This is a genomic window from Sphingomonas benefaciens (assembly GCF_052907485.1).
In genome coordinates this window covers 460,531-482,973 of sequence record NZ_JBREIC010000002.1, presented here as the reverse complement: position 1 = coordinate 482,973, position 22,443 = coordinate 460,531, and the positions used below count along the sequence as shown (strand labels likewise).

Here is a 22,443-nt window from a genome sequence, read left to right as displayed (position 1 = left end):
AGGCGGCCCTTTCGGGGCCGCCTTGATCCGTCGGAACGATGTTGGGGAATCGGGTCGGCCGGATCAGGCCGGCACCTTCTCCTTGTTGTAGATCGCGGCGGCGGCGCGAAGGATGTCCAGGATCTTCTCCTGCGCCTTGGGCTCGTCGATCTGCTCCATCGCCGCGAGCTCGCGCGCCAGGCGGCTGCACGCCGCCTCGAAGATCTGGCGCTCCGAATAGCTCTGCTCGGGCTGGTCGTCGGCACGGAACAGGTCGCGCACCACCTCGGCGATCGACGCGAGGTCGCCCGAGTTGATCTTCGCCTCATATTCCTGCGCGCGGCGCGACCACATGGTGCGCTTGACCTTGGGCTTGCCCTTCAGCGTTTCCATCGCCTCGCGCATCGTCTTGTCCGACGACAGCTTGCGCATGCCGACCGACTCGGCCTTGTTGGTCGGAACGCGCAGCGTCATGCGCTCCTTCTCGAAGCGCAGCACGTACAGCTCGAGGCTGCACCCGGCGATCTCCTGCTTCTGCAGCTCGATCACACGGCCGACGCCATGCTTCGGATAAACAACGTAATCACCGACATCGAAGGACAATGCCTTGGCAGCCATGAACGGGCCTTTCCTCAAGTCGCATCGCTCGCAGGAGAAAGCCGCCAGTCCGCGCAGGAACGCGTGGAGCCGAACGGCGCGAGGATGGTTGGTACGAACGTCTCCCGGCGGGCAGCGCGCTATGTCGCGCCCGTCGTGGACCCATTTAACATGTTCGCAACAAAATTACCAGTGGCGATGCGGCAGCGTCGCTGCCCCATCCCCCGGTGGCACATAATTTTCTCGCGGCGACCGCAGGTCGCGGTGCGGGTCAGTCGCCCTTGCCGGGTTCGGGCGAGAAGAACTGGTCGTACTTGCCCTCGACCCCCTTCATCGCATCGGCGTCGGGCGGGGTCTGGTCGAGCTTGCGGGTGACGTTGGGCCATTGCGCGGAGAAGGTGCTGTTGAGCTCCAGCCACTGTTCCAGCCCGCTTTCGGTATCGGGCAGGATCGCCTCCGCCGGGCATTCCGGTTCGCACACGCCGCAGTCGATGCACTCGGACGGGTTGATGACGAGCATGTTCTCGCCCTCGTAGAAACAGTCGACCGGACAGACCTCGACGCAGTCCATATACTTGCAGCGTATGCAGGCATCGGTGACGACGTAGGTCATGGGGACTCCCTCATGCGCCCCAACCCATGGGCGCCAGTATCACGAACGGCCGGCTGCTATGCCGCGTTCCCGCCCGCGTCAATCGGATCGCGCCGCCTGCGAGACGTTCGCACCGGTGGCGACGATCAGCTCCTGATAGCAGGCGCGCGCTTCCGGGGCCGGACCACGACGCGCCGGCAGCGACTCGACGCGCAGCACCCGCACCTCGCCGTGCAGCGCGAAGGTCAGGATATTGCCGACCCGGACCGGGGCGTGCGCGCGATCGATGACGCGGCCGTCGATGCGCAGATGGCCATCGCAGGCGATCGCCTGCGCGCGTTCCCGCGTCTTTGCCAGCCGGGCGAACCACAGGAACCGGTCGAGCCGCATCGCACCGCCCGATGCTGCCGGTTCGGTCCCCGCCCGATCAGCCCCCGCCCGCTCACCCATGGCGCATCAGTCCGGCCAGGGCCGCAAAGGCGCCGGTCGGCGGCGCCGCCGGTGCCGGCGCCCGCCGCGGCGCGCGCCGGCCACGCCATTCCCAGCCCGGCGTTCCGCCGCGCGTCGGTCGGAAGCCCAGTTCCGCCATCAACCGGTCCAGCGTCGCCGGCTCCAGCCCGATCGAGGTGGCCAGCGCCGTGTCCGGCACGAACGGTGCCCGCCCCTCGCGCGCGTCATGCGCCGCCCGCGCGATCCGCTCGACCAGGTCGACCCGCACCGCCTGGCCGGCGAGCGGGCGGAAGCCGCTGCCCAGCACCGCACCCGGCGTGCCGCGCGCCAGCACGGTCGCCCCCTCGCGCGCGACCGGCGGCACCGATCCGCGCAACGCGAGCAGCGCCCGCCGCCAGCGCGCCGCCGCCGGCTTGAGCAATCGCGGGTCGAACAGGTCGAGCGCACCGATCGTCACGCCCGCCTTGCGCAGCCGCTTGCGCGCCTCGCCATCCAGGGCAGTCAGCGGCTCGTGCAGCAGAATCCGCGGCGCCAGCCCGCCCGCCGCCTCCAGCTCGCCCGCGACGACGCGCAGCGCCGGCGTCGCCGCCGGGTCGCGCGCGATCCCCGCCAGCGCGACCAGCGCCGGCAGCTGCCGCGCGAGCATCGCCTCCAGCCAGCGCTGCAACCGCGCCTGCACCGCCTCGCGCTGCGCCTTGTCGAGACAGTCGAGATCGCGATCGAGCTTGAGCTGCGGCCGCGCCACCGACGGACCGGCGGCGAGCCGCGCGACGGCATGGCCGCGCCAGGCGATCGTCGCCGCCTCGGTCAGCGTCAGCTCGCCATCCGTCGCCGCGACCAGCGCCTCCGCACGCCGTCCGCGCTCGCCCGACAGCCGTTTCTCCGCCGCGGCGAGGAGCAGCCTTCGGTCGCCCGCCCGCGCACTCGGATCGACCGTAAAGCGGAAGCCGTCGAGCCGGCCGATCGCATGATCCTCGACCAGCACCTCGCCCTCGGGCCCGATCGTCACCGGCAACGCGCCGGCGTCGGCGCCGATCTGGCGGATCAGCGCGGTGGTGCGCTTGTCGACGAAGCGTTGCGTCAGGCTGGCGTGCAGGCCGTCGGACAGCCGCTCCTCGATGCTGCGCGTCCGCTCCGCCCAGACCTGCGGCTCGCCCAGCCAGTCGGGCCGGTGGGCGATATAGGCATAGGTGCGGATCGCCGCGATCCGTCCCGCGATCGTCTCGACGTCGCTCGCGATCGTGTCGAGCCGCGCGATCTCGTCGGCGAACCATTGGTGCGGCGCGACCATCCGCCCCTCGCTCAGATAGCCGAACAGCCGGCTGACGAAGCGCGCATGCGGATCGAGCCCGAGCTTGCGGAAATCGGGCAGGCCGCACGCCGCCCACAGCCGCTTGACCATCGCGGGGCTGCGCGTCCGGTCGCGCACCCACGGCTCGTCCGCCAGCCGCTTGAGCACGGCCAGATCGGTCGCCTGCGGCGCGGCGATCAACACCCCCGGCTCCGGCCGCCGCTCCAGGCTGGCGACCAGCGCGTCGATGCTGCCGAAATCGGGCTCGCCATTGCGCCAATAGAGATGCTCGATCGGCCGGAAGCGATGCTCCTCGATGCTGAGCACCTCTTCGGGCAGGAAGGCGCCCGGCCCGTCCTCGCTGATCGCGCCGAACGTGCCGTCGCGCTGGTGCCGCCCGGCGCGGCCGGCGATCTGCGCCATCTCCGCGACGGTCAGCCGCCGCTGCCGCCGCCCGTCGAACTTGTTGAGTCCGGCGAAAGCGACATGCGCGACGTCCATGTTGAGGCCCATGCCGATTGCGTCGGTCGCGACCAGATAGTCGACCTCGCCCGCCTGGAACATCGCCACCTGCGCATTGCGCGTGCGCGGGGAGAGCGCCCCCATCACCACCGCCGCGCCGCCGCGCAACCGCCGCAGCATCTCGGCGACGGCATAGACCTCCTCCGCGCTGAACGCGACGATCGCGGACCGTTTGGGCAGCCGGCTGATCTTCTTGGCGCCGGCATAGGTCAGCTTCGAAAAGCGCGGCCGGCCGATGATCTCCGCCTCGGGCACCAGCGCGCGGATCATCGGGCGCAGCGTCTCCGATCCCAGGATCATCGTCTCCTCGCGCCCGCGCCGGCGCAGCAGCCGGTCGGTGAAGACATGGCCGCGTTCGGGATCGCTGCCGAGCTGCGCCTCGTCGAGCGCGACGAAGGCGGCGTCGTGCTCGGGCATCGATTCCGCCGTGCACAGGAACCAGCGCGCATTGGGCGGGACGATCTTTTCCTCGCCGGTGACCAAGGCGACCTGGTCCGGCCCCTTGATCCGCACCACCCGGTCATAGACCTCGCGGGCGAGCAGGCGCAGCGGAAAGCCCATGATGCCGCTGGAATGGCCGCACATTCGCTCGACGGCGAGATGGGTCTTGCCGGTATTGGTCGGTCCGAGGACCGCGGTGACGGCACCTGTCATGCCGCCAACATCGGGGCTCTGCCGCCACTGCGCAATAACTTATCCGCACCTGCCGTTGTGGTGCGACGGGACGCACTCGCCCCCGCGCCTCGTCCAGCGCCCGCCCCGCCGCACCGCCGACACGCCCCGTCGCAGCGCAGCCCGCCGGAATCCCCGGTTAATTTGACTTTAGCATCTCGCCTGCACAACGCTGCGACCCACGCCGGGGGGAACGCGGCGCTGAGTTCTTGTAGGCATAGGGCGTCGCGCGCGTGTTTCTCCGCAACGAAACCGGTATCGAACTGGCCGGCGGCACCACCGCACGGGCCTTGCCCGGCATCCGCCCCCTCGCCGCGCCGCGCAAGCCGATCGACCGCTGGCTCGCCGCCGCGGCCGAGATCGACTGGATTCCCGATCTCGGCGCCCGGATCGGCAGCCGCGACTGGTGGCGTGGCCTCGCCACCTGCACCGCACTGGCCGCCGGCGCCTGGCTGATCGCACCCGGTATCGGCCGGCCGCTGCTCGGTGCCGTCCCCGCGCCGCTGACCGGCACCGCCTGGGAAGAGACGCGGGCGCAGGGGATCGCGCCGCTCGGCTGGGGCGCCGACACCGGCCACCGCATGGCCGCCAACGATCTCGTCGTGCCGCTCGCCGAAGCGCCGGAGCGGCCGATCGTCGAACTCAACGCGACGCTGGGTGACGGCGACGCGCTCGATCGCGTGCTGATGCGTGCCGGCGTCGGCCGCGGCGATGCGCAGCGGGCCGCCGCCTTGGTCGCCCAGACCACCGACCTCGACGATATCCAGACCGGTACGCGGATCGCGCTGACGCTCGGCCGTCGCCCGACCAAGACGGTGGCGCGGCCGCTGGAGAAGCTGGCGATGCGCGCCCGCTTCGATCTCAACGTCACGCTCAATCGTGCCGGCGACCAATTGGCGATGACGCGCCAGCCGATCGCGATCGATTCGACGCCGCTGCGCATCCACGGCCTTGTCGGCAGCAGCCTGTACCGCTCGGCCCGTGCCGCGGGCGCGCCGGCGCGGGTGGTCGAAAGCTATATCAAGGCGCTGGCGACACGGCTGTCGATCGGCCGCGACGTCCATGCCGCCGACAATTTCGACCTGATCGTCGAGCGCGAGCGCGCCGCCACCGGCGAGGTCCGGCTCGGCAACCTGCTGTTCGCCGGCATCGACCAGGGCCGGCGCACGCTCCAGCTCGTCCGCTGGCAACGCGGCAGTGACGGCGGTGCCGATGGCGACCATCCCACCTGGTTCGACGCCAAGGGACAGACCGAGCGCCACGGGTTCATGGGCATGCCCGTCGCCGGTCATGTCACCTCCAGCTTCGGTCTGCGCATGCACCCGCTGCTCGGCTTCATGCGGATGCACAAGGGCATGGACATCGGCGCGCGCTACGGCTCGCCGATCTATGCCGTGCTCGACGGCGTCGTCCAGTCGGCAGGCCGGTCGGGCGGCTACGGCAATTTCGTCAAGCTCGGCCACAGCGGCGGCCTCGCCAGCGGCTATGGTCATATGAGCCGCATCGCCGTGTCGCGCGGCGAGCGCGTCCATCAGGGCCAGGTGATCGGCTATGTCGGCTCGACCGGCCTGTCGACCGGACCGCATCTCCATTGGGAGGTCTGGCGCAACGGCCAGACGATCAATCCGCGCTCGATCTCCTTCGCCAGCACCGAGACGCTGTCGGGTGCCGAGCGCCGCCGCTTCGACGCCTGGGTCGCCCGCCTCCGGGCCGTTCACACGGGCTGACGAAGGGGCGGGCTCGGCGCTTCTACGCCCGTTGCCCCGTCACCCCGGACGTGTTCCGGGGCCCACGGTCGCGCAAATGCCCAAGCCGGTTGCCACGCGGAAGCGTAGACGCCGGAACAAGTCCGGCATGACGGAATGCTTTCCTACACAACCCGGTCTTGGTAGCCTCGACCTGGCTCTTTCTCAGCATTAGCAACATTCGCAATGCCGGCGGATCGGCAAACGCAACGTTCAGGCGTCAAAAGTGTCAAGACTCGCGGGTTTCAACGCCCCTGCGCGCGCCAACGCTGCACGGTGCGCTGCAGGATGCCGTCCTCGCCACCGGTCTCGCGCCACAGTCGCGAGAACAGCGGATCGCCCGACGCCGGCCGCTTGTCGTCGTCCAGCGCATCGAAGCTGACGCGGATCGGAACCGCGACACCCTCGCCGCAAACGATGCATTCGCGATTGCGCAGCGCCGGGATCGAATCGAGGAAACCGCGCGCGCCCTCCGGCATCGCCGCGCGCACAAAGGCCTGGTCGCGTTCGTTGTTGAGGCGCATCGCGATGATCGTACCGCACTGCGACAGCACGCCTTCCTCGAGATCGGAGGGCCGCTGCGTAATCAGTCCCAGGCTGACGCCGTATTTGCGTCCTTCCTTGGCGATGCGGCTAAGGATGCGACCGACCGCCGAGCCCCGTTCGTTACGGCCGCTCGGGATGTAGCGATGCGCTTCCTCGCAGACGAGCAGGATCGGCCGCTGCGGCTCGTTGCGCGACCAGATCGCATAGTCGAAGGTCATCCGGCTGAGCACCGCGACCACCACCGCGGTGATCTCCGACGGCACGCCGGACACGTCGACGATCGAGATCGGCCGTCCGTCGCCCGGCATGCGGAAGATCCGCGCCAGGAAGTCGGTCATCGTGTCGGCGACCAACATGCCGGAGAACATGAAGGAATAGCGCGGATCGGCCTTGATCTCGTCGATCTTGGTCTTGAGGCGCAGATAGGGTGCGGTATCGCCCGCCCGGTCCAACTTGCCCATGTCCGCCTGGATGAACTGGGTCAGATCGGACAACAGATAGGGGATGGGCGCGTCGACCGTCAGCTTGGCGATTTCCTGCCCCAGCCGATTCTTGCCGCGGGCGGCGAGCAGGCATTTGGCGAGGATGTCGGCGTCGAGCTGTCGATCGGCACCGCTGCTGGTCAGGAATACTTCGCAATGTTCCTCGAAGTTCATCAGCCAGTAGGGCATCGCCAGATTGCTGACGTCGAAGATCGCGCCGGTGCCGCGGAACGCCGCGGCATATTCGCCATGTGGATCGATCATCACGACATGGCCCTGCGGCGCCAGTTCGCAGATCCGGTGCAGGATCAGCGCGGCGCTGGTCGACTTGCCGGTACCGGTCGATCCGACCAGCGCGAAATGCTTGCCCAGCATCGCGTCGACGTACAGCGCGGCGCGCACGTCGCGGGTCGGATAGACGGTGCCGATCTGGATATTCGGCACGTCGGCGGCGGAATAGACCTGACGCAGGTCGGCGGTGGTGATCGGGAAGACCTCGCCGCCCGGGATCGGATAGCGGGTGACGCCGCGACGGAAGTTGTACAGCTTGCCGGTCAGCCGCTCCTCGTCGCCTTCGCCGAGGAAATCGATGTCGGCGCGCACCCATTCGTTGCTGCCGGGGTCGAGCGCCAGGGCGCGGATATTGGCGATCAGCCAGATGCCGCCGACCCGCATCTTGATCTGGCCGCCGACCTGACCGGCCGTGGCGACGACGGGGTCGGGATCCTGCGCGATGATCTCCAGCGCCGCCCGGTCGAGCAACACGCGGCTGCTCGCGCCCGCGATCGCGGTGACGCAACCGATCGGCGTCAACGTCGCCAGGCCGCCGATCGCGGCGGCCCCGCCCAACGGTACCGCATTGTCGAACGCTCGCGGTCCCGGCATCTCACTCATCACGACGCGCCTCATAGGTGTGCGATTGCAGGCTATGCCGACCAAGCGATTAAAATTGGGTGAGGAAGCCTGCCTAGACCCGGCGCGCGATCTGCCCGGCCGTCCAGCCGAGCAGCACCGACAGCGCCACCGCAGTCAGCCCGTACAGGATCGAGGACCGCTCCGCCGCACGCGCGACGAACCGCTCGAATCCCGATTTGCGAATATCGATGTCGCGCACCGCCGCCGCCAGCACCCGGCCGTCGCGGATCAGGAAGGTTTCCGCGGTGAACCGCCCGACCGGCACGCGTGCCGGGATCGTCAGCCGCGCGCGATACAGCACGCCGTCGGTGATCTCCACCGCCTGCGGCGCCTCGACATAGAGGCCGCCGCGTCGCTTGAGGTCGACCAGCCCACGCTGGAAGCGCTCTTGCACCGCACTGATCGTGCCCGCGCCCGGCGACAATTGCAGGCTGCCAAGGCCGAGTTCGTAGATGGCGCGGGTCCGCTCGTCGACGATTCGCTCGATCGGCCGTGAGGAGGCGAGCGCATAGAATGACGGGGCCGAACTGTACCGCTGGCTGTGGGCATTGACCCAGATACCGGCGACCTTCTCCTTCTCCCGCACCAACACCGGCTGGGTCGGCCCCTTGACCACCACGACGATGTCCGCCGGCGCCTCGCCGCGCGGCGTCCGGCCGCCGGGATAGAGGATCGCGCCGAACAGCAAGAGCTCGGCACCGGTGAAACTATAGGCGATCTCGATGTCGCGCTGCGAGACATCGGGCACCAGGACTGGTTTGTCGGCGGGTATCGTCTGCGCCATCAGCATGGGCGCGGCGAGCGCCAGCAAACGCGCCCTCATGTCAGCTCGACCGAGAAGAGATCCTCCGGCCGCCAGACCAAGCCGAGCAGGATGCGTGTACCGACCAGCAGCACCATGATCGCCAGCGCAAGCCGCAAATATTCCGGCTTCACCCGCGTCGCGAAACGCGCGCCGAGCTGCGCGCCGGTCACCGATCCGACCAGCAACAGCGCGGCGAGCACGATGTCGACCGCCTTGGTCGTCGTCGCATGGACCATCGTCGCGGCCGCGGTGACGAACAGTGTCTGGAACAAGCTGGTGCCAACGACGACATTGGTCGCCATGCCGAGCAAATAGATCATCGCTGGCACCAGGATGAAGCCGCCGCCGATACCGAGCAGGATGGTCAGGATGCCGGTCGAGAAGCCGAGCAGCAGCGGCGCCAGCGGCGAAATGTACAGGCCCGAGGCGTAGAAGCGCGTGCGCAGGGGCAGTGCGGCGACCAGCGGGTGATGGCGGCGCTTGCGCGGCCGTGGCCGGCCGCCGCCGCGGCTGGCACGGATCGCGCCGATCGATTCACGCGCCATGGTGAAGCCGATGAAACCGAGCATCAGCACATAGACGACGCCGATCACCGTATCGATCTGGCCGCTCTCCTGTAGCAGCCGGAAGATCCAGGCGCCCGCGAAGCTGCCGACGATACCGCCGGCGACGAGCACGCCGCCCATTTTCACGTCGACACCGCCACGTTGGAAATGGGCAAATACGCCCGACACGCTCGCCCCGGTCACCTGACTCGCCGACGAGGCTGCCGCCACCGTCGGCGGGATACCATAGATGATCAGCAGCGGCGTCGTCAGAAAGCCGCCGCCGACGCCGAACATCCCCGACAGCAGTCCGACTCCTCCGCCCAGCAACACGATCACCAGCGCGTTGACCGAGAGATTGGCGATCGGAAGGTACAGATCCATGCCCCTTCGTTATAGGCGCCAGGGCAGCGCCCGCGACCCCTAAAAGTCGCTTCCCAGCCCAATTGCTGGCCCGGACCCGGGCCGTGCCCGGCCGGCGATCCGCTGTCGCCAATCCGCCGCCAGACGCAGCCGACGCGGCCCGACCGGCAGCGTCATGGCGAGCGTCGGCCCCAAATCCAGCCGCGCCGCGTCGCGCTGCACCCCGCCCCAGGCGCCGAGACCCACGGCGATACCGGAACCGTGATCGGCCCCGGATGGGCGTCGTCAGCCGCAGCGATCCGTCGGCAAAGCCATCGGGGCGACGCCGACCGACGATGCCCGCTTGCGCATATCCCTCGATCGTCACGCTGGGGGTGACCGTCTGCGGTCCGACGCCGCCGATCACGCCGAGCGTCGCGCCGCCCCGCCCTTGGTCCAGCGCCATCCGATGCTCCGCGATCACATGCACCGGCCAACGCATCGGCTGCCAATCCAATCCCACTGCCCCCTCCGTGCCGCGGCTTGCCAATGCCGTTGCGAGCCGGGCGGACAGAGCGAGCCGTGGGCTCTCACTAACCCGATAGGTCAGCCGCACACCCGCCTGCGAGCCGCCGAGCAGGCTCCCCGATATCACGGGAGAAGAGTCACTTCGCGCCACCAGCCAGACACTTCCGGCCAGTCTCTTTTGCGATGGCAACGGCATACGCTGTTTAAATGGTGGTGTAGACGAAGCGAGGGACAGTGCATTCGGAAGCATGTCATCGGTCCCAGCCAATCTGTTCGCCTCGGTCGGTCTTGCCCGCGGTGCTGGCGTCGGCTCGTTCTCGGTCTCCAGCGGCCCTTGCTCACCGGACGACTCCGCCGTCTTGCGTTTATTTGACGGCCGATCAATCGCCACGCGGGGAGCCTTCTCCCTTTGCAGCGGCGCCTTGAGGCCTCCGTGGGCCATCGCGACCGCCGGTGGAGCGACGCCGATCCTCAGTTCGTCTTTCCGCTCGGCGGCGCCGATTGTGGGCATAGCTCTCTCGGGCGGGAGGTCCGTGTCGGACGGCGTCGGTGCTGCGTTTCCCGGTACGAACCACAATGCCAGCAGGCGTCCTGCCACCCACATCGTCAGAACCGCTCCGACGAACCACAGGGGTTGCCCCCTTACGCCGCGCCTGTTGCCGCCCACGACGGAAAGACATGGCTGGTCTTGTCCCACGCGACGTGCCGGCCGTTGAGCAGGAGCAGATATTGCACCATTGCGCGCGGCGCCGCACAGAGCGCGACCAGATTGGCCATCAGGAACCGCGGCAGGGCCCGGCCTCCTTCACGCCAGCCGTGACAGCTGGCGGTGCAGGTCACACGGACGGTCAGCCGCCACATCAGCAGGATCGCGGTTGCAATTGTCATCCAGGGGGCGAGCCTCTCGCCGCGAGGCGCGATCTGCATCGTAAGATGGAGAAGACCCGCCAGAATCCACAGCAGGGCCGCGCCGTAGGCCACGGCGACGATCGGCACCGATAGGACCGCGCGCCGATCCCGCATCCGCATCCAATTGTCGCACAGGGCAGAGGATCGTGCCCAGCCCATGCGGTCCCATCCTGCCAATACGATCCCGGCGATCCATCGCGCCTTCTGGCGAGACGCCGCCCGCAATGTATCCGGGAAATACGCCCGAACCGCGATCAAGGAGCCGTCATCCGGGTCGCGCAGGCGTGCGAAATGCGCGTTTCCGCCGAGCGCGGCGATCCGCAACCCCATCTCGTAGTCTTCGGTCAGGCTGCCCGCATCGAATGGCGCGCCGCCTCGCTCGTCCGCCAGACGAGCCATCATCGTCCGGGTGATCGCGCATCCGGTACCGGCGAGCGGCATCGCCGCGCCCATGCGATTACGCACCGGCTGATGGACTCTATGCGCATAGGCAAATTCGTCCGCATAATGGCCGGACACCAGCGATCCCCGGCGGATCAACGGCACCACGGGCAGCTGCACCACGTCATGGACGTCGATCAGCGTATCGAACGCCTCCAGTTCGCGTGGGTGGACGACATCTTCGGCATCATGCAGCACGATCGCCCAGGCCCGGAAATTTTGCTGCCGCTCGTCATCCAACAAGGCCTGCCACAGCGTGTTCAGGCACCCCGCCTTGGTCGTCGGACCAGGCTCGGCGCCGATGACCATCCGCACCCGCGGATCCCTGGCCGCGACATCGGCCACGGCCGCGATCGTCCGCGGGTCATTGGGGTAGACGCCGACATAGATGCGATAGCGGCGACAGTTATAGCGATCGAGCGCTGCCGTCAGCATCGCCCCGATCACCGCCGCCTCGTCCCAGACCGGCACGAAAATGATCATCGGATCCAACGACACCGGTGACTGTAGGACTAGAGCCGGGTCGCGCCCGGCCCCGCGCCGCAGTGCGAACCACAGGAACAGAAGATCGACGAGCGCATCATCGATTCCGCCGATCATGATCCCCGTGGCCGCAAACAGCATCGACTCCCGCGCCGCGACGTCGACGATCCACGTCAGCTGTTCCACACCCGAGTGCCCCCGCCCCCGTCACTGTGTCCGTGATGGATATATCAGAGGCGATCGGCGGTGTCGACCATCGCCACATCGCACACCAAACCGTCCTGAATCGCCGCTATAATCGCGCACCATGACAATCCGAATCGGTATTGGCGGCTGGACCTACGAGCCTTGGCGCGGCAGCTTCTACCCGGCGAAGTGGCCGCAGAAGCGCGAGCTCGATTATGCCGCAACGCGGGTCACCGCGATCGAGATCAACGGTACCTATTATTCCAGCTTCAAGCCGCAGAGCTTCGCCGGCTGGGCCAAGGCGGTGCCCGACGGCTTCGTCTTCACGCTCAAGGCGTCGCGCTATTGTACCAATCGCAAGGTGCTCGCGGAGGCCGGGGAATCGGTTCAACGATTCGTCAGCCAAGGCATTGTCGAGCTTGGCGACCGGCTTGGTCCGATACTCTGGCAATTCATGGCGACCAAGCGATTTGACCCGGACGACATGCGTGCCTTTCTCGCCCTGTTGCCGCGCAGCCAGGACGGCGTGACGCTGCGGCATGCCGTCCACGTACGTCATGAGAGCTTTGCCGACCCGGCCTTCGTCGCCATGGCGCGCGAGGCGAATGTCACCGTCGTCTATGCCGAATCTGCCGATCATCCCGCGATCGCCGACGTCACTGGCGACTTCGTCTACGCCCGACTGGAGAATGCGCAGGAGAGCGAACCCGCAGGCTATGATGCCGCCGCGCTGGATCGATGGGCCGCGACGGTGCGCAGCTGGGCGGCAGGTGGTCAGCCTGCCGGCCTGCCCTATGTCACAAACGACGCACCCGCGACCATCGCGCGCGACACATTCGTCTTCTTCATCAACGGTGCCAAAATCCGCGCCCCACATGGCGCAATGGCGCTGATCGACCGCGTCACGCCATGCTGACGAACTCGGCGGGTGATTAGATCGTATCGCCCGTCAGCCGCTGGCACACCATGTCGAGCTGGTCGAGCGTCGAATAGCCGAGCGTCAGCGTGCCGCCCTTGTCGTGATGGGCGATGCGGACGTTGAGACCAAGCAGGTCGGACAATTGCCGTTCGAGCGCAGCAATATCGGCATCCGGCTCCGCCCCCGCGGTGCGCTCTGCGTTGGCGGGGCGGCCACCCGGCCGTTCTGGTTTCGCACCCTTGGCGAGCTTCTCCGTCTCGCGGACCGTCAATCCACGGGCGACGACCTGCTCCGCCAGCGTCTCGACGTCGCGCGCGCCGAGCAGCGCCCGCGCATGGCCCATCGACAGCGACCCGTCGGTAACCCGCACCTGCACCGCATCGGGCAGTTCGAGTAGGCGCAGCAGATTCGCGACATGGCTGCGAGACTTGTGAACGATCTTCGCCAGCGCGTCCTGCGTGTGACCATATTCGCCGGCGAGCCGCTGATAGGCCTGCGCCTCTTCGATCGCGTTGAGATCCTGACGCTGGATGTTCTCGATCAGAGCGATTTCGAGCGTTTGCGCGTCGTCGAACTCGCGGACGACGACCGGCACCTCGTGCAGCCTTGCCCGCTGTGCCGCGCGCCAGCGCCGCTCACCCGCGACGATCTGATAATCGTGGCCGTGCGGGCGGACGACGATCGGTTGGATCAGGCCACGCGCCGCGATCGACGCCGCCAGTTCGTCCAGCGCCGCCTCGTCGAAATGACGCCGCGGCTGATCCGGGTGGGGCGACAGCGCGCTGACCGGCAGCATTCGTACACCCGATGGTATCGCCGCTTTGTTGCCCGGTGCGACCGGCGCTTCGCTCGCCATCTCGCCGAGCAAGGCGCTGAGGCCCCGACCGAGCCCACCCGGCCGATTCCGCTTGCCGCCGTCACTCATGCCGCAACCGCCGGCGCCGGCAAGCGGGCGATCAGTTCACGCGCGAGATCGATATAGGCCTGCGATCCCGAGCAGCGGTGATCGTAGATCAGCGCCGGCAGGCCATGGCTCGGCGCCTCGGACAGGCGCACGTTGCGCGGGATCACCGTGTCAAAGACAACGCGGCCGAGCACCGCACGCACATCGGCGGACACCTGGTCGGTCAGCCTGTTCCGGCGATCATACATGGTCAGCGCGACGCCTAGGATCGCCAGTCCTGGATTGAACCGTTCGCGGATACGCTCCACCGTGGTCAGCAACTGAGACAACCCCTCCAGCGCGAAGAATTCGCATTGCAGCGGCACGAGCAACTTGTCCGCCGCGACCATGGCGTTGATCGTCAGCAAGCCGAGCGATGGCGGGCAGTCGACCAGGATGATGTCCCACACCCCCTGGGCACGTCGCAGGGCGTGATCGAGCCGATGCGTCCGCGCATCGAACTCGACCAATTCGATCTCCGCGCCGGACAGGTCCACTGTAGCCGGCACGATATCAAGCCGCGGAACCTTGGTCGTCACCACGGCTTCGTCGATCTGTGCTTCGCCGATCAGCACATGATAACTCGATCGCTGCCGCTGCGCTTGGCCGATGCCAAGGCCCGTCGAAGCATTGCCTTGGGGGTCCAGGTCGATCAACAACACCCGCTTTCCCGTCGCGGCGAGTGCCGTACCGAGATTGATAGCGCTGGTGGTCTTACCCACCCCGCCCTTTTGATTGGCCACCGCGATGCAGGTCACGATTTGCGCTCCACCAAGAGGATCGACGAGTCTGCAGAGGTCAGGCTTTGTTTCACGTGAAACACCCATCCTCGATCACGCCGCAGCATCTGTAGCTGTTCTGGCTCGATCCGCCCACGCGGCAGGACCCAGCGCGTGTCCGATTTGGCGCAATGTGCCGCCGCATGCAAAAGCTTTTCGACCGACGCCACTGCCCGAGCGCTGATCACATCGAACTGGCCCTCAATCTGCTCGACCCTAGATGAGCGAACCGTCGCGCCAGACAGGCAGAGTTTCTCGACACATTCGTTCAAGAACAATGCGCGGCGGCGGCGCGGCTCGACCATCGTCACCTCGCCGTCGAACAGGATGGCCACCACCATACCTGGGAAGCCGCCGCCCGTCCCGACGTCAAGCCAGTCTCTCGCCCCCGACCCGGCATGATCGATCAGCTGCGCGGAATCGAGCGCGTGGCGAAGCCACAGCGTGTCGATCGTCGAAGGTGCAATCAGGTTCTGCTGAGCATTTTCCGCCCGCACCATGTCGAGGAAGGCACCGACTTGCGCGCACAGCGTCTCGCCGAACTTCGCCGCGATCCAGCCACGCGCTTCCTCTTCGGTCATGCCGCGGTCCTTTGCGCGTGCAGATAGATGGCCGAGAGTGCCGCTGGCGTAATACCCCGGATGCGGCCGGCCGCGCCCAGCGTCTCCGGCCGCGCCTTGCTCAGTCGGTCGACCATCTCGTTCGAAAGGCCCGGCACCGCGGCGAAGTCGATCGCCTGCGGCAGGGCAACGTGCTCGTCGCGGCGGAGCGCCGCAATCTCGTCGGCCTGCCGCTCAAGATAGGGGGCATAGCGCGCATCCTCCGCAATCTCCGATAGCACGTCGGTAGGGGCGATCTCATCGATACCCCGTACCAGCGCCGCCATCGTGACCCCGGGTATGCGGAGCCATTCGTAGGCGGATCGCCGGCTGCCATCCTGAGCGACCGCGAGGCCTTGGGCGGCGAGGCTCGACGCGGTGAAGGTCGACGCCAGCGCCGCTTCCGCCCGTGCCCGCGCCTCCAATCGCCGTTGACGATGGCGGCGTCGGTCGGCGCCGAGGCAGCCTAATTGTTCGGCCTGTTTGCCAAGTCGCGTCTCGGCATTGTCGGCACGCAGGGATAGTCGATATTCGGCACGCGCCGTCAACATCCGATACGGCTCGGTCACGCCCTGCAAAACGAGATCGTCGATCATCACGCCCAGATAGCTGGTGCCACGATCCAAAACGCAGGGTGCCATATCACGGGCATAAGCCGCCGCGTTGAGGCCGGCGATCAACCCTTGTCCCGCCGCTTCTTCATAGCCCGTGGTGCCGTTGATCTGCCCCGCGCAGAACACGCCGGGGATTGCCGCCAATGCCAGTTGCCGATCGAGCGCGCGCGGATCGCAATAATCATATTCCACGGCGTAGCCGGGCATAGTGATCCGCGCGCGTTCGAGACCGGCTATGCTCTCGATCATCGCCGCCTGAACATCGACGGGCAGCGAAGTCGACAGACCGTTGGGATAGACGATGGGGTCGTTCAGGCCCTCCGGCTCCAGGAACACCTGATGACCGTCGCGATCGCCGAAGCGATGGATCTTATCCTCGATCGACGGACAATAGCGGGGCCCCGGCCCCTCGATCGCGCCACCGAATAGAGGCGACCGGTCGAGTCCGGCGCGGATGACGTCATGCGTCCGCGTCCCGGTGCGCGTGACCGCACAGGCGATCTGCGGGTGGAGCCGCCGTGTCGTCATCGGAGACATCGTCCACGGCTCGGCGTCGGACGCCTGCTCTTCCAGGCTTGCCCAGTCGATGGTGCGCCCATCCAGTCGGGGTGGCGTGCCGGTCTTCAGCCGCGCCATGGGCAGGCCAAGCGCGCGCAATTGCTCGCCGAGCCGCTTCGCTGGCCGTTCGCCGACCCGGCCACCCTCTTCTCGATCATCGCCACGAAACATCCGGGCACCCAGGAAGGTGCCGGTGGCGAGCACCACCGTCCTGCCGGCAATCCGGCTGCCGTCGGCGAGTACGACTCCGTCAACGTGAGCGCCGTGGCCGATCGACAGGGCGTCGACATCACCCTCGATAATGGTCAGCCTCGGCTCGGCCGCAAGCAAGGTCTGGATGGCCCGCGAATAGAGGCGGCGATCGGCTTGGATACGCGGCCCCTGAACCGCCGCACCCTTGCTCCGGTTGAGCATGCGATAATGGATTGCGGCGGCGTCCGCTGCCCGCGCGATCAGTCCGTCAAAAGCATCGACCTCGCGGACGATATGCCCCTTGCCCAGCCCGCCGATCGCCGGGTTGCACGACATGGCGCCGATATGTCGCGCTTCGAAACTGACTAATGCTGTCCTCGCGCCACGACGCGCGGCCGCCGCGGCGGCTTCCGTGCCGGCGTGACCGCCACCGACAATTATGACATCGAACATGATGCGACGGGCCTAAGCGACGCACCGGATCACGTCAAAAGTGTTCCACGTGGAACATCACTTTCCGACACAGAATTGACCGAATAGCGAGTCGAGCATCGCCTCCGTCGCATCGACACCGAGGATGGTGGCGAGCAACCGGCTGGCGACCCGCAACTGCTCGGCGACCAGCACCGGATCGTCTTCCGGTGTCGCTATCGCTTCGAACGCCTGTTGCAGCGCCGCCCGCTCCTGAGCCCGGAAGGAAATTGCATCAATCCGCGGGACCAAGGCATCGGCACGCGCATGGATGATCGACCACAATGAGCCGATCGTCGTCGGTTGATCCTGCCGCACCGCAACATCACGATCGGCTGGCATTTCCACTCGCCCCGCTTGGTCCGCCCGCGCATGGACACGGACAGCATCCGCGCGCGGCGGGGCGTCGTCGCCCAGCCACAACAGAATGTCCGCCTGCTCGATCGCATCGCCCGCCCGCGTCACGCCGATCCGCTCTATGGGATCGACGGTCTCGGTCAGTCCCGCCGTGTCCGTTAGCCGATAGGCCAGCCCATCTCTGACCAGCGCCACCTCGATCCGATCGCGCGTCGTGCCCGCGATATCGCTGACGATCGCGACGTCGCGCTGGCTGAGCAGATTGATCAGCGTCGATTTGCCGCTGTTCGGCGGCCCGGCCAGCACCACCAACAGGCCGTCGCGCAACCGCTCCACTGGCGGTTCGGCGATGACGGACCGCCATTCGTCGGCGAGCGTCCTCATCCCGTCGATGACGGCGACCAATGCCACATCATCCCCGGCAACATCGTCCTCATCGGCAAAGTCGAGCTGCGCCTCGACCCGCGCGGCGAGCGCGCTAAGTCGCGTCAGCCAGGCACGTACCTGTCGGCTGACCACCCCCTCCGCAGCCGAGATCGCCGCAACGCGCTGACGTTCGGTTTCGGCGCTCAACAGATCGGCCAAGCCGCGCGCTTCCGCCAAATCGATCCGCCCGTTACTCAGTGCGCGGCGAGTGAACTCGCCCGGCTGCGCCGGTCGTACATTCGATTGCCGGCCCAATGCCGCCAGCACTGCCGCAACCACTGCGCGCCCGCCGTGGCAGTGCAGCTCGACCAGATCCTCGCCCGTCGCACTGGCCGGTCCGGGGAAACACAAGATCAGTGCACGATCGAGCAAGGCACCCTTGTCATCCCGGAGCGATCGCAGCCGCGCCGTCCGCGCCGGCGGCAGGGTCCCGGCCAGTGCCGTCAAGGCCGCAAAGGCTGCCGGTCCACTGACCCGGATGACCGCGATGCCGGCCGGTGGCGCACCGCTCGATAGCGCGAAGATCGTCAGGTTTGAGGTCACCCGCCCGCCTTGCGCGCTGCACCACTCGCCTGTTCGAACAATTGCCGCCACATCGACAGACCCGCCTCCCCCATCGGTGTCCAGCTCTTCATCATGCCTTCGAGCAATTCCGGCTTCACCTGACCGTTCATCGTGTCGAGCAGCATCGCGACATAGCGGTCATGCAACGGCGTCAGGTCCGGCAGGCCCAAGGCACGGCGCGCCTCTTCCGGGGTCAGGTCGATGTCCACCGTCACCTTCATCGTCGTGCCTCCATCGATCCTGCTTGAGCTGCCGTCATCGGCTCTGCATAGCCGCCCAGGACCATCCGCGCGAGAGGACCCCATGACCAAGACCATCCAGATCGAGACACTCGACCACGACGGCCATTTCCCGGCCTATGTCGCCGAGCCGGAGGGCACGCCCAAGGCCGCGATCATCGTCATTCAGGAAATCTTCGGCATCAATGCCGGCATTCGACGCAAGGCCGATACGCTGGCAGAGGCCGGCTATCTGGCGATCGCGCCGGAACTGTTCTGGCGCTTCGCCCCGGGCGTTGAACTCGATCCCGACGTGCCGCACGAGATGCAGCAGGCGCTCGAACTTATGGGCAAGTTCGATCAGGATGCGGGGATTCGCGATATCGAGGCGACGATCCGTACCGCACGCGGGCTGCTGCCCGAAGGCGGTAAGGTCGGCGCGGTCGGCTATTGCCTCGGCGGCCGCCTCGCCTTCATGACCGCGGCGCGCACCGACATCGACGCCAGCGTCGGCTATTATGGCGTCGGCATCGACGGCCTGCTCGCCGAGAAGCATGCGATCGCCAAGTCGGTGCTGCTGCACGTGCCGCAGGAGGATCATTTCGTCGACAAGGATGCGCAGGCGCGTATGCACGAGGGGCTGGACGATCACCCGAAAGTGACGCTCTACGATTATCCCGGCGAGGATCACGGCTTCGCCACGGAGTTCGGTCAGCGCCGCTCCGACGCCTCGGCCAAGCAGGCGGACGAGCGCACCGCGCGCTTCTTTGCCGACCATCTCGGCTGATACAAAAAGGGGGGCTACGGCCCCCCTTCCCGTATCGGATCATCGGAACAGCGTGGTCAGTCCGACATTTGAATCGACCACGCCCTCGTAGATCATCTTGCCAGCGACGTAGACGATCACCGCCAAGCCGATATAGGCGATCCAGCGGTAGCGCTCGATATATTTGGCGATCAAATTGGCCGCGATGCCCATCAACGCCACCGACAGCAGCAGCCCGATGATCAATATGCCGGGATGCTCGCGTGCCGCGCCGGCCACCGCAAGGACGTTGTCGAGGCTCATCGACACGTCGGCGACGGCGACGGCCCAGGCGGCGCCGACGAAGCTCTTGGCCGGGCGCACCCCGGCGGCTTCCGCGTCATGATCGGCCGGCTGACGCAGTTCGCGCCACATCTTCCACGCCACCCACAGCAACAGCACGCCGCCGGCGAAAATCAGGCCGATCAAGCCGAGCAGCCAGCTGACCACCAGCGCAAAGGCGATGCGCAGCACCAGCGCGGCGATGATGCCGATCAGGATGACCTTCTTGCGCTGTTCGGCCGGAAGCCCCGCAGCAAGGGCACCGACGACGATCGCATTGTCGCCCGCCAGCACCACGTCGATCATCAGCACCTGCACGAACGCGGCGAGCGCGGCGGGCGAGGTGATGTTGGAGAAATCGTTGACGATGTGCTGCCAGATCTCGCCGGGCGACCCCGGCCCGGCGGCCGCAGCGGCGGCGCTCAGCATGGCGATGACGGACACTGGTTCACTCCCGGTTGATGAGTGCTCCATGAACGAAGCGGCGCGCGAAAGCTATGCAGCCTCCACGCGCCGGATGTGATCGGTCGGGTTGCCCAAGGGCACGCGCCGGCCGGGGCCGGTGCGAGTCCTGCCGCGGCGTGCGGCAGGCCGCAGTCGGCTATTGGTTCATGCTGTCGAAGAAATCCTCGTTGGTCTTCGAATTCTTCATCTTGTCGAGCAGGAACTCCATCGCGTCGATCGTGCCCATCTGCATCAGGATGCGGCGCAGCACCCACTGCTTGCTGAGCTTGTCCTTGTCGACGAGCAGTTCCTCCTTGCGGGTGCCGGACTTGCCGACGTCGAGTGCCGGGAAGACGCGCTTGTCGGCGACCTTGCGGTCGAGGACGATTTCCGAATTGCCGGTGCCCTTGAACTCTTCAAAGATCACCTCGTCCATCCGGCTGCCGGTATCGATCAGCGCGGTGGCGATGATCGACAGCGAGCCGCCCTCCTCGATATTGCGCGCCGCACCAAAGAAGCGCTTCGGCCGCTGCAGCGCATTGGCGTCGACACCGCCGGTCAACACCTTGCCCGACGACGGCACCACGGTGTTGTAGGCGCGACCCAGGCGCGTGATGCTGTCGAGCAGGATCACCACGTCCTTCTTGTGCTCGACCAGGCGCTTGGCCTTTTCGATCACCATTTCGGCGACCTGGACGTGACGCTGCGCGGGCTCGTCGAAGGTCGAGGAAACGACCTCGCCCTTCACGCTGCGCTGCATGTCGGTGACTTCCTCGGGCCGCTCGTCGATCAGCAGGACGAGCAGGAACACCTCGGGATGGTTGTCGGTGATCGCCTTGGCGATGTTCTGCAGCATCACCGTCTTGCCGACGCGCGGCGGCGCGACGATCAGCGTGCGCTGGCCCTTGCCCTGCGGGGAGACGATATCGATGACGCGCGCCGACTTGTCCTTCTGCGTCGGATCGGCGGGATCGAGCGTCAGCTTCTTTTCGGGGTAGAGCGGCGTCAGATTGTCGAAATTGACGCGGTGGCGGACGGCATCCGGATCGTCGAAATTGACGCTGGTCAGCCGGGTAATGGCGAAATAGCGCTCGCCGTCCTTCGGCGCGCGGATCTCGCCCTCGACCGTGTCACCGGTGCGCAGACCCCATTTGCGGACCTGATTGGGCGAGACATAGATGTCGTCGGGACCGGCGAGGTAGTTCGCCTCGGGCGAGCGCAGGAAGCCGAAGCCGTCGGGCAGCACTTCGATCGTGCCGAGGCCCATGATCTGGTCGCCATTCTCGGCCTGGACCTTGAGGATCGCGAACAGCAGATCCTGTTTGCGCAGGGTGGAGGCGCTCTCGACCCCCAATTCCTCGGCCATGCTGACCAGCTCGGCGGGGGTCTTTTTCTTTAAATCTTTAAGATGCATGGAAAATTTTCCGGATGCGTAGGCAGGGGGGAGAGAAGCTTGGCGAGGGCGATGGAACCGCGAAAAGATGCCGAAGCTTGAGGGGAGACCGCATCGCCACGGCAGGACGCCGTGTAATACGTGATTTACGAGGTAAGAGCGTCCGACGAGTGCGTCAAGCGCCGTCGTGACGGCTTAGCTACGTCATTGATGAACGAGCAAAAGTCGGTGAGTCTTGACAGAATTGACGCCTGAATGCGCTAAAGACCGCTCCTCCGATGTAAGAAAATTCCAACGATGAGAAAGACCTTGTCGTGCGTGATGGTAGCGACGCCCCTCGTTGTAGGACAGCGCTGAATCAGAATGGCTTCACGAAGGCGAGCGCGACGATCACGATGGCGAGCAGCGCCGGCACTTCGTTGAGCATGCGCAGCGTCCTGCCGCTCAGCCGCATCTCGCCCCGTGCCAGGCGCCGGGCATAGCCGACCGCCCAGCCATGATAGCCGGAGAGCAGGATCACCAGCAGCAGCTTGGCATGCAACCAGCCGCCGCCCCAATGCTGGCCGACGGTGGCGAGGGTCAGGCCGAGCACCCACACCGCGATCATCGCCGGCGTCAGGATGATCCGCCGCAGCTTGCCCTCGCGGTCCACCCACAGGGCGGCCTCATCGGCATGACCGGCGACCAGCGCCTCCTGGTGATAGACGAGGTAGCGCGGCAGCATGAACATGCCCGCCATCCAGAAGATCACGACGATGACATGCGCGGCGACGAGCCAGAGGTAATGCGCCTGTAGCCAGTCCATTGATCATGTTCCCTGATCGTCCTGCCGGACCCGTTCCGGCATCC

20 protein-coding genes are annotated in these 22,443 nt (G+C 66.9%); 3 read left to right on the top strand and 17 right to left on the bottom strand.

Annotated elements, in window-relative coordinates:
- Window positions 1-63 precede the first annotated feature (63 nt).
- From ACU5AX_RS10655 to ACU5AX_RS10640, 4 genes are all read right to left on the bottom strand, one after another.
- On the bottom strand, window positions 64-597 hold the full coding sequence (locus tag ACU5AX_RS10655; RefSeq protein WP_198353870.1) for a CarD family transcriptional regulator: 534 nt from the start codon (window positions 595-597) through the stop codon (window positions 64-66).
- 250 nt (window positions 598-847) lie between these two features.
- Entirely contained in the window at window positions 848-1,189 is a 342-nt protein-coding gene (gene fdxA / locus ACU5AX_RS10650) for a ferredoxin FdxA (RefSeq protein WP_198353869.1), read from the bottom strand.
- A gap of 78 nt (window positions 1,190-1,267) precedes the next feature.
- Window positions 1,268-1,618 (bottom strand): RNA-binding S4 domain-containing protein, encoded by a 351-nt coding sequence (locus ACU5AX_RS10645; protein ID WP_446690860.1) that lies wholly within the window; start codon window positions 1,616-1,618, stop codon window positions 1,268-1,270.
- A complete protein-coding gene (locus tag ACU5AX_RS10640; protein WP_446690859.1) occupies window positions 1,611-4,085 on the bottom strand; it encodes a helicase-related protein in 2,475 nt (824 codons plus the stop codon). The genes ACU5AX_RS10645 and ACU5AX_RS10640 overlap by 8 nt, the downstream gene beginning before the upstream one ends.
- A 251-nt stretch (window positions 4,086-4,336) precedes the next feature.
- Between ACU5AX_RS10640 and ACU5AX_RS10635 the strand changes: the two genes are divergently transcribed.
- Complete coding sequence (locus tag ACU5AX_RS10635; RefSeq protein WP_446690858.1) at window positions 4,337-5,830, top strand: M23 family metallopeptidase; 1,494 nt, start codon at window positions 4,337-4,339, stop codon at window positions 5,828-5,830.
- Window positions 5,831-6,093: 263 nt separating this feature from the next.
- Here the strand turns inward: ACU5AX_RS10635 and ACU5AX_RS10630 are convergent, their stop codons facing one another.
- From ACU5AX_RS10630 to ACU5AX_RS10615, 4 genes are all read right to left on the bottom strand, one after another.
- On the bottom strand, window positions 6,094-7,770 hold the full coding sequence (locus ACU5AX_RS10630; protein WP_446690857.1) for an ATP-binding protein: 1,677 nt from the start codon (window positions 7,768-7,770) through the stop codon (window positions 6,094-6,096).
- A gap of 73 nt (window positions 7,771-7,843) precedes the next feature.
- A complete protein-coding gene (locus ACU5AX_RS10625) occupies window positions 7,844-8,614 on the bottom strand; it encodes a TIGR02186 family protein (protein WP_446690856.1) in 771 nt (256 codons plus the stop codon).
- A complete protein-coding gene (locus ACU5AX_RS10620; protein ID WP_198353863.1) occupies window positions 8,611-9,525 on the bottom strand; it encodes a sulfite exporter TauE/SafE family protein in 915 nt (304 codons plus the stop codon). The genes ACU5AX_RS10625 and ACU5AX_RS10620 overlap by 4 nt, the downstream gene beginning before the upstream one ends.
- Before the next feature lie 1,128 nt (window positions 9,526-10,653).
- Window positions 10,654-12,030: a glycosyl transferase family protein gene (locus ACU5AX_RS10615; protein WP_446690855.1), complete on the bottom strand. Its 1,377-nt coding sequence runs from the start codon at window positions 12,028-12,030 to the stop codon at window positions 10,654-10,656.
- A gap of 121 nt (window positions 12,031-12,151) precedes the next feature.
- Here ACU5AX_RS10615 and ACU5AX_RS10610 point away from each other — a divergent pair, with 121 nt between their 5' ends.
- On the top strand, window positions 12,152-12,946 hold the full coding sequence (locus ACU5AX_RS10610) for a DUF72 domain-containing protein (RefSeq protein ID WP_446690854.1): 795 nt from the start codon (window positions 12,152-12,154) through the stop codon (window positions 12,944-12,946).
- 16 nt (window positions 12,947-12,962) lie between these two features.
- Here ACU5AX_RS10610 and ACU5AX_RS10605 read toward each other — a convergent pair whose 3' ends face one another.
- The 6 genes from ACU5AX_RS10605 to ACU5AX_RS10580 are packed head-to-tail and all read right to left on the bottom strand — an operon-like array spanning window position 12,963 to window position 18,673.
- Window positions 12,963-13,874, bottom strand: a complete 912-nt coding sequence (locus ACU5AX_RS10605) for a ParB/RepB/Spo0J family partition protein (protein ID WP_446690853.1) — start codon at window positions 13,872-13,874, stop codon at window positions 12,963-12,965.
- Window positions 13,871-14,650, bottom strand: a complete 780-nt coding sequence (locus ACU5AX_RS10600) for a ParA family protein (RefSeq protein ID WP_332837966.1) — start codon at window positions 14,648-14,650, stop codon at window positions 13,871-13,873. Before ACU5AX_RS10600 ends, ACU5AX_RS10605 begins: the two co-directional genes overlap by 4 nt.
- On the bottom strand, window positions 14,647-15,252 hold the full coding sequence (gene rsmG / locus ACU5AX_RS10595) for a 16S rRNA (guanine(527)-N(7))-methyltransferase RsmG (protein WP_446690852.1): 606 nt from the start codon (window positions 15,250-15,252) through the stop codon (window positions 14,647-14,649). Before rsmG ends, ACU5AX_RS10600 begins: the two co-directional genes overlap by 4 nt.
- Window positions 15,249-17,087, bottom strand: a complete 1,839-nt coding sequence (gene mnmG / locus ACU5AX_RS10590; protein ID WP_446690851.1) for a tRNA uridine-5-carboxymethylaminomethyl(34) synthesis enzyme MnmG — start codon at window positions 17,085-17,087, stop codon at window positions 15,249-15,251. Before mnmG ends, rsmG begins: the two co-directional genes overlap by 4 nt.
- A 57-nt stretch (window positions 17,088-17,144) precedes the next feature.
- Entirely contained in the window at window positions 17,145-18,431 is a 1,287-nt protein-coding gene (gene mnmE / locus ACU5AX_RS10585; protein WP_446690850.1) for a tRNA uridine-5-carboxymethylaminomethyl(34) synthesis GTPase MnmE, read from the bottom strand.
- Window positions 18,428-18,673: a DUF6489 family protein gene (locus tag ACU5AX_RS10580; RefSeq protein WP_446690849.1), complete on the bottom strand. Its 246-nt coding sequence runs from the start codon at window positions 18,671-18,673 to the stop codon at window positions 18,428-18,430. Before ACU5AX_RS10580 ends, mnmE begins: the two co-directional genes overlap by 4 nt.
- An 82-nt stretch (window positions 18,674-18,755) precedes the next feature.
- Here ACU5AX_RS10580 and ACU5AX_RS10575 point away from each other — a divergent pair, with 82 nt between their 5' ends.
- Window positions 18,756-19,457 (top strand): dienelactone hydrolase family protein, encoded by a 702-nt coding sequence (locus ACU5AX_RS10575; RefSeq protein WP_446690848.1) that lies wholly within the window; start codon window positions 18,756-18,758, stop codon window positions 19,455-19,457.
- Window positions 19,458-19,496: 39 nt separating this feature from the next.
- Here ACU5AX_RS10575 and ACU5AX_RS10570 read toward each other — a convergent pair whose 3' ends face one another.
- From ACU5AX_RS10570 to ACU5AX_RS10560, 3 genes are all read right to left on the bottom strand, one after another.
- On the bottom strand, window positions 19,497-20,186 hold the full coding sequence (locus tag ACU5AX_RS10570; protein WP_446690958.1) for a TerC family protein: 690 nt from the start codon (window positions 20,184-20,186) through the stop codon (window positions 19,497-19,499).
- A 172-nt stretch (window positions 20,187-20,358) separates the two neighbouring features.
- A complete protein-coding gene (rho, locus tag ACU5AX_RS10565) occupies window positions 20,359-21,615 on the bottom strand; it encodes a transcription termination factor Rho (RefSeq protein WP_198353853.1) in 1,257 nt (418 codons plus the stop codon).
- A gap of 337 nt (window positions 21,616-21,952) precedes the next feature.
- Window positions 21,953-22,399, bottom strand: a complete 447-nt coding sequence (locus ACU5AX_RS10560) for a CopD family protein (protein ID WP_446690847.1) — start codon at window positions 22,397-22,399, stop codon at window positions 21,953-21,955.
- Window positions 22,400-22,443: the final 44 nt, after the last annotated feature.

What these genes read in the sequence shown, in the direction of transcription:
- ACU5AX_RS10655 (WP_198353870.1), bottom strand. Translation starts at nt 597, where the DNA reads ATGGCTGCCAAGGCATTGTCCTTCGATGTCGGTGATTACGTTGTTTAT.
- ACU5AX_RS10570 (WP_446690958.1), bottom strand. Translation starts at nt 20,186, where the DNA reads ATGCTGAGCGCCGCCGCTGCGGCCGCCGGGCCGGGGTCGCCCGGCGAG.
- ACU5AX_RS10645 (WP_446690860.1), bottom strand. Translation starts at nt 1,618, where the DNA reads ATGGGTGAGCGGGCGGGGGCTGATCGGGCGGGGACCGAACCGGCAGCA.
- ACU5AX_RS10605 (WP_446690853.1), bottom strand. Translation starts at nt 13,874, where the DNA reads ATGAGTGACGGCGGCAAGCGGAATCGGCCGGGTGGGCTCGGTCGGGGC.
- ACU5AX_RS10625 (WP_446690856.1), bottom strand. Translation starts at nt 8,614, where the DNA reads ATGAGGGCGCGTTTGCTGGCGCTCGCCGCGCCCATGCTGATGGCGCAG.
- ACU5AX_RS10580 (WP_446690849.1), bottom strand. Translation starts at nt 18,673, where the DNA reads ATGAAGGTGACGGTGGACATCGACCTGACCCCGGAAGAGGCGCGCCGT.
- mnmG (WP_446690851.1), bottom strand. Translation starts at nt 17,087, where the DNA reads ATGTTCGATGTCATAATTGTCGGTGGCGGTCACGCCGGCACGGAAGCC.
- ACU5AX_RS10610 (WP_446690854.1), top strand. Translation starts at nt 12,152, where the DNA reads ATGACAATCCGAATCGGTATTGGCGGCTGGACCTACGAGCCTTGGCGC.
- ACU5AX_RS10620 (WP_198353863.1), bottom strand. Translation starts at nt 9,525, where the DNA reads ATGGATCTGTACCTTCCGATCGCCAATCTCTCGGTCAACGCGCTGGTG.
- rho (WP_198353853.1), bottom strand. Translation starts at nt 21,615, where the DNA reads ATGCATCTTAAAGATTTAAAGAAAAAGACCCCCGCCGAGCTGGTCAGC.
- ACU5AX_RS10560 (WP_446690847.1), bottom strand. Translation starts at nt 22,399, where the DNA reads ATGGACTGGCTACAGGCGCATTACCTCTGGCTCGTCGCCGCGCATGTC.
- rsmG (WP_446690852.1), bottom strand. Translation starts at nt 15,252, where the DNA reads ATGACCGAAGAGGAAGCGCGTGGCTGGATCGCGGCGAAGTTCGGCGAG.
- fdxA (WP_198353869.1), bottom strand. Translation starts at nt 1,189, where the DNA reads ATGACCTACGTCGTCACCGATGCCTGCATACGCTGCAAGTATATGGAC.
- ACU5AX_RS10630 (WP_446690857.1), bottom strand. Translation starts at nt 7,770, where the DNA reads ATGAGTGAGATGCCGGGACCGCGAGCGTTCGACAATGCGGTACCGTTG.
- ACU5AX_RS10640 (WP_446690859.1), bottom strand. Translation starts at nt 4,085, where the DNA reads ATGACAGGTGCCGTCACCGCGGTCCTCGGACCGACCAATACCGGCAAG.
- ACU5AX_RS10575 (WP_446690848.1), top strand. Translation starts at nt 18,756, where the DNA reads ATGACCAAGACCATCCAGATCGAGACACTCGACCACGACGGCCATTTC.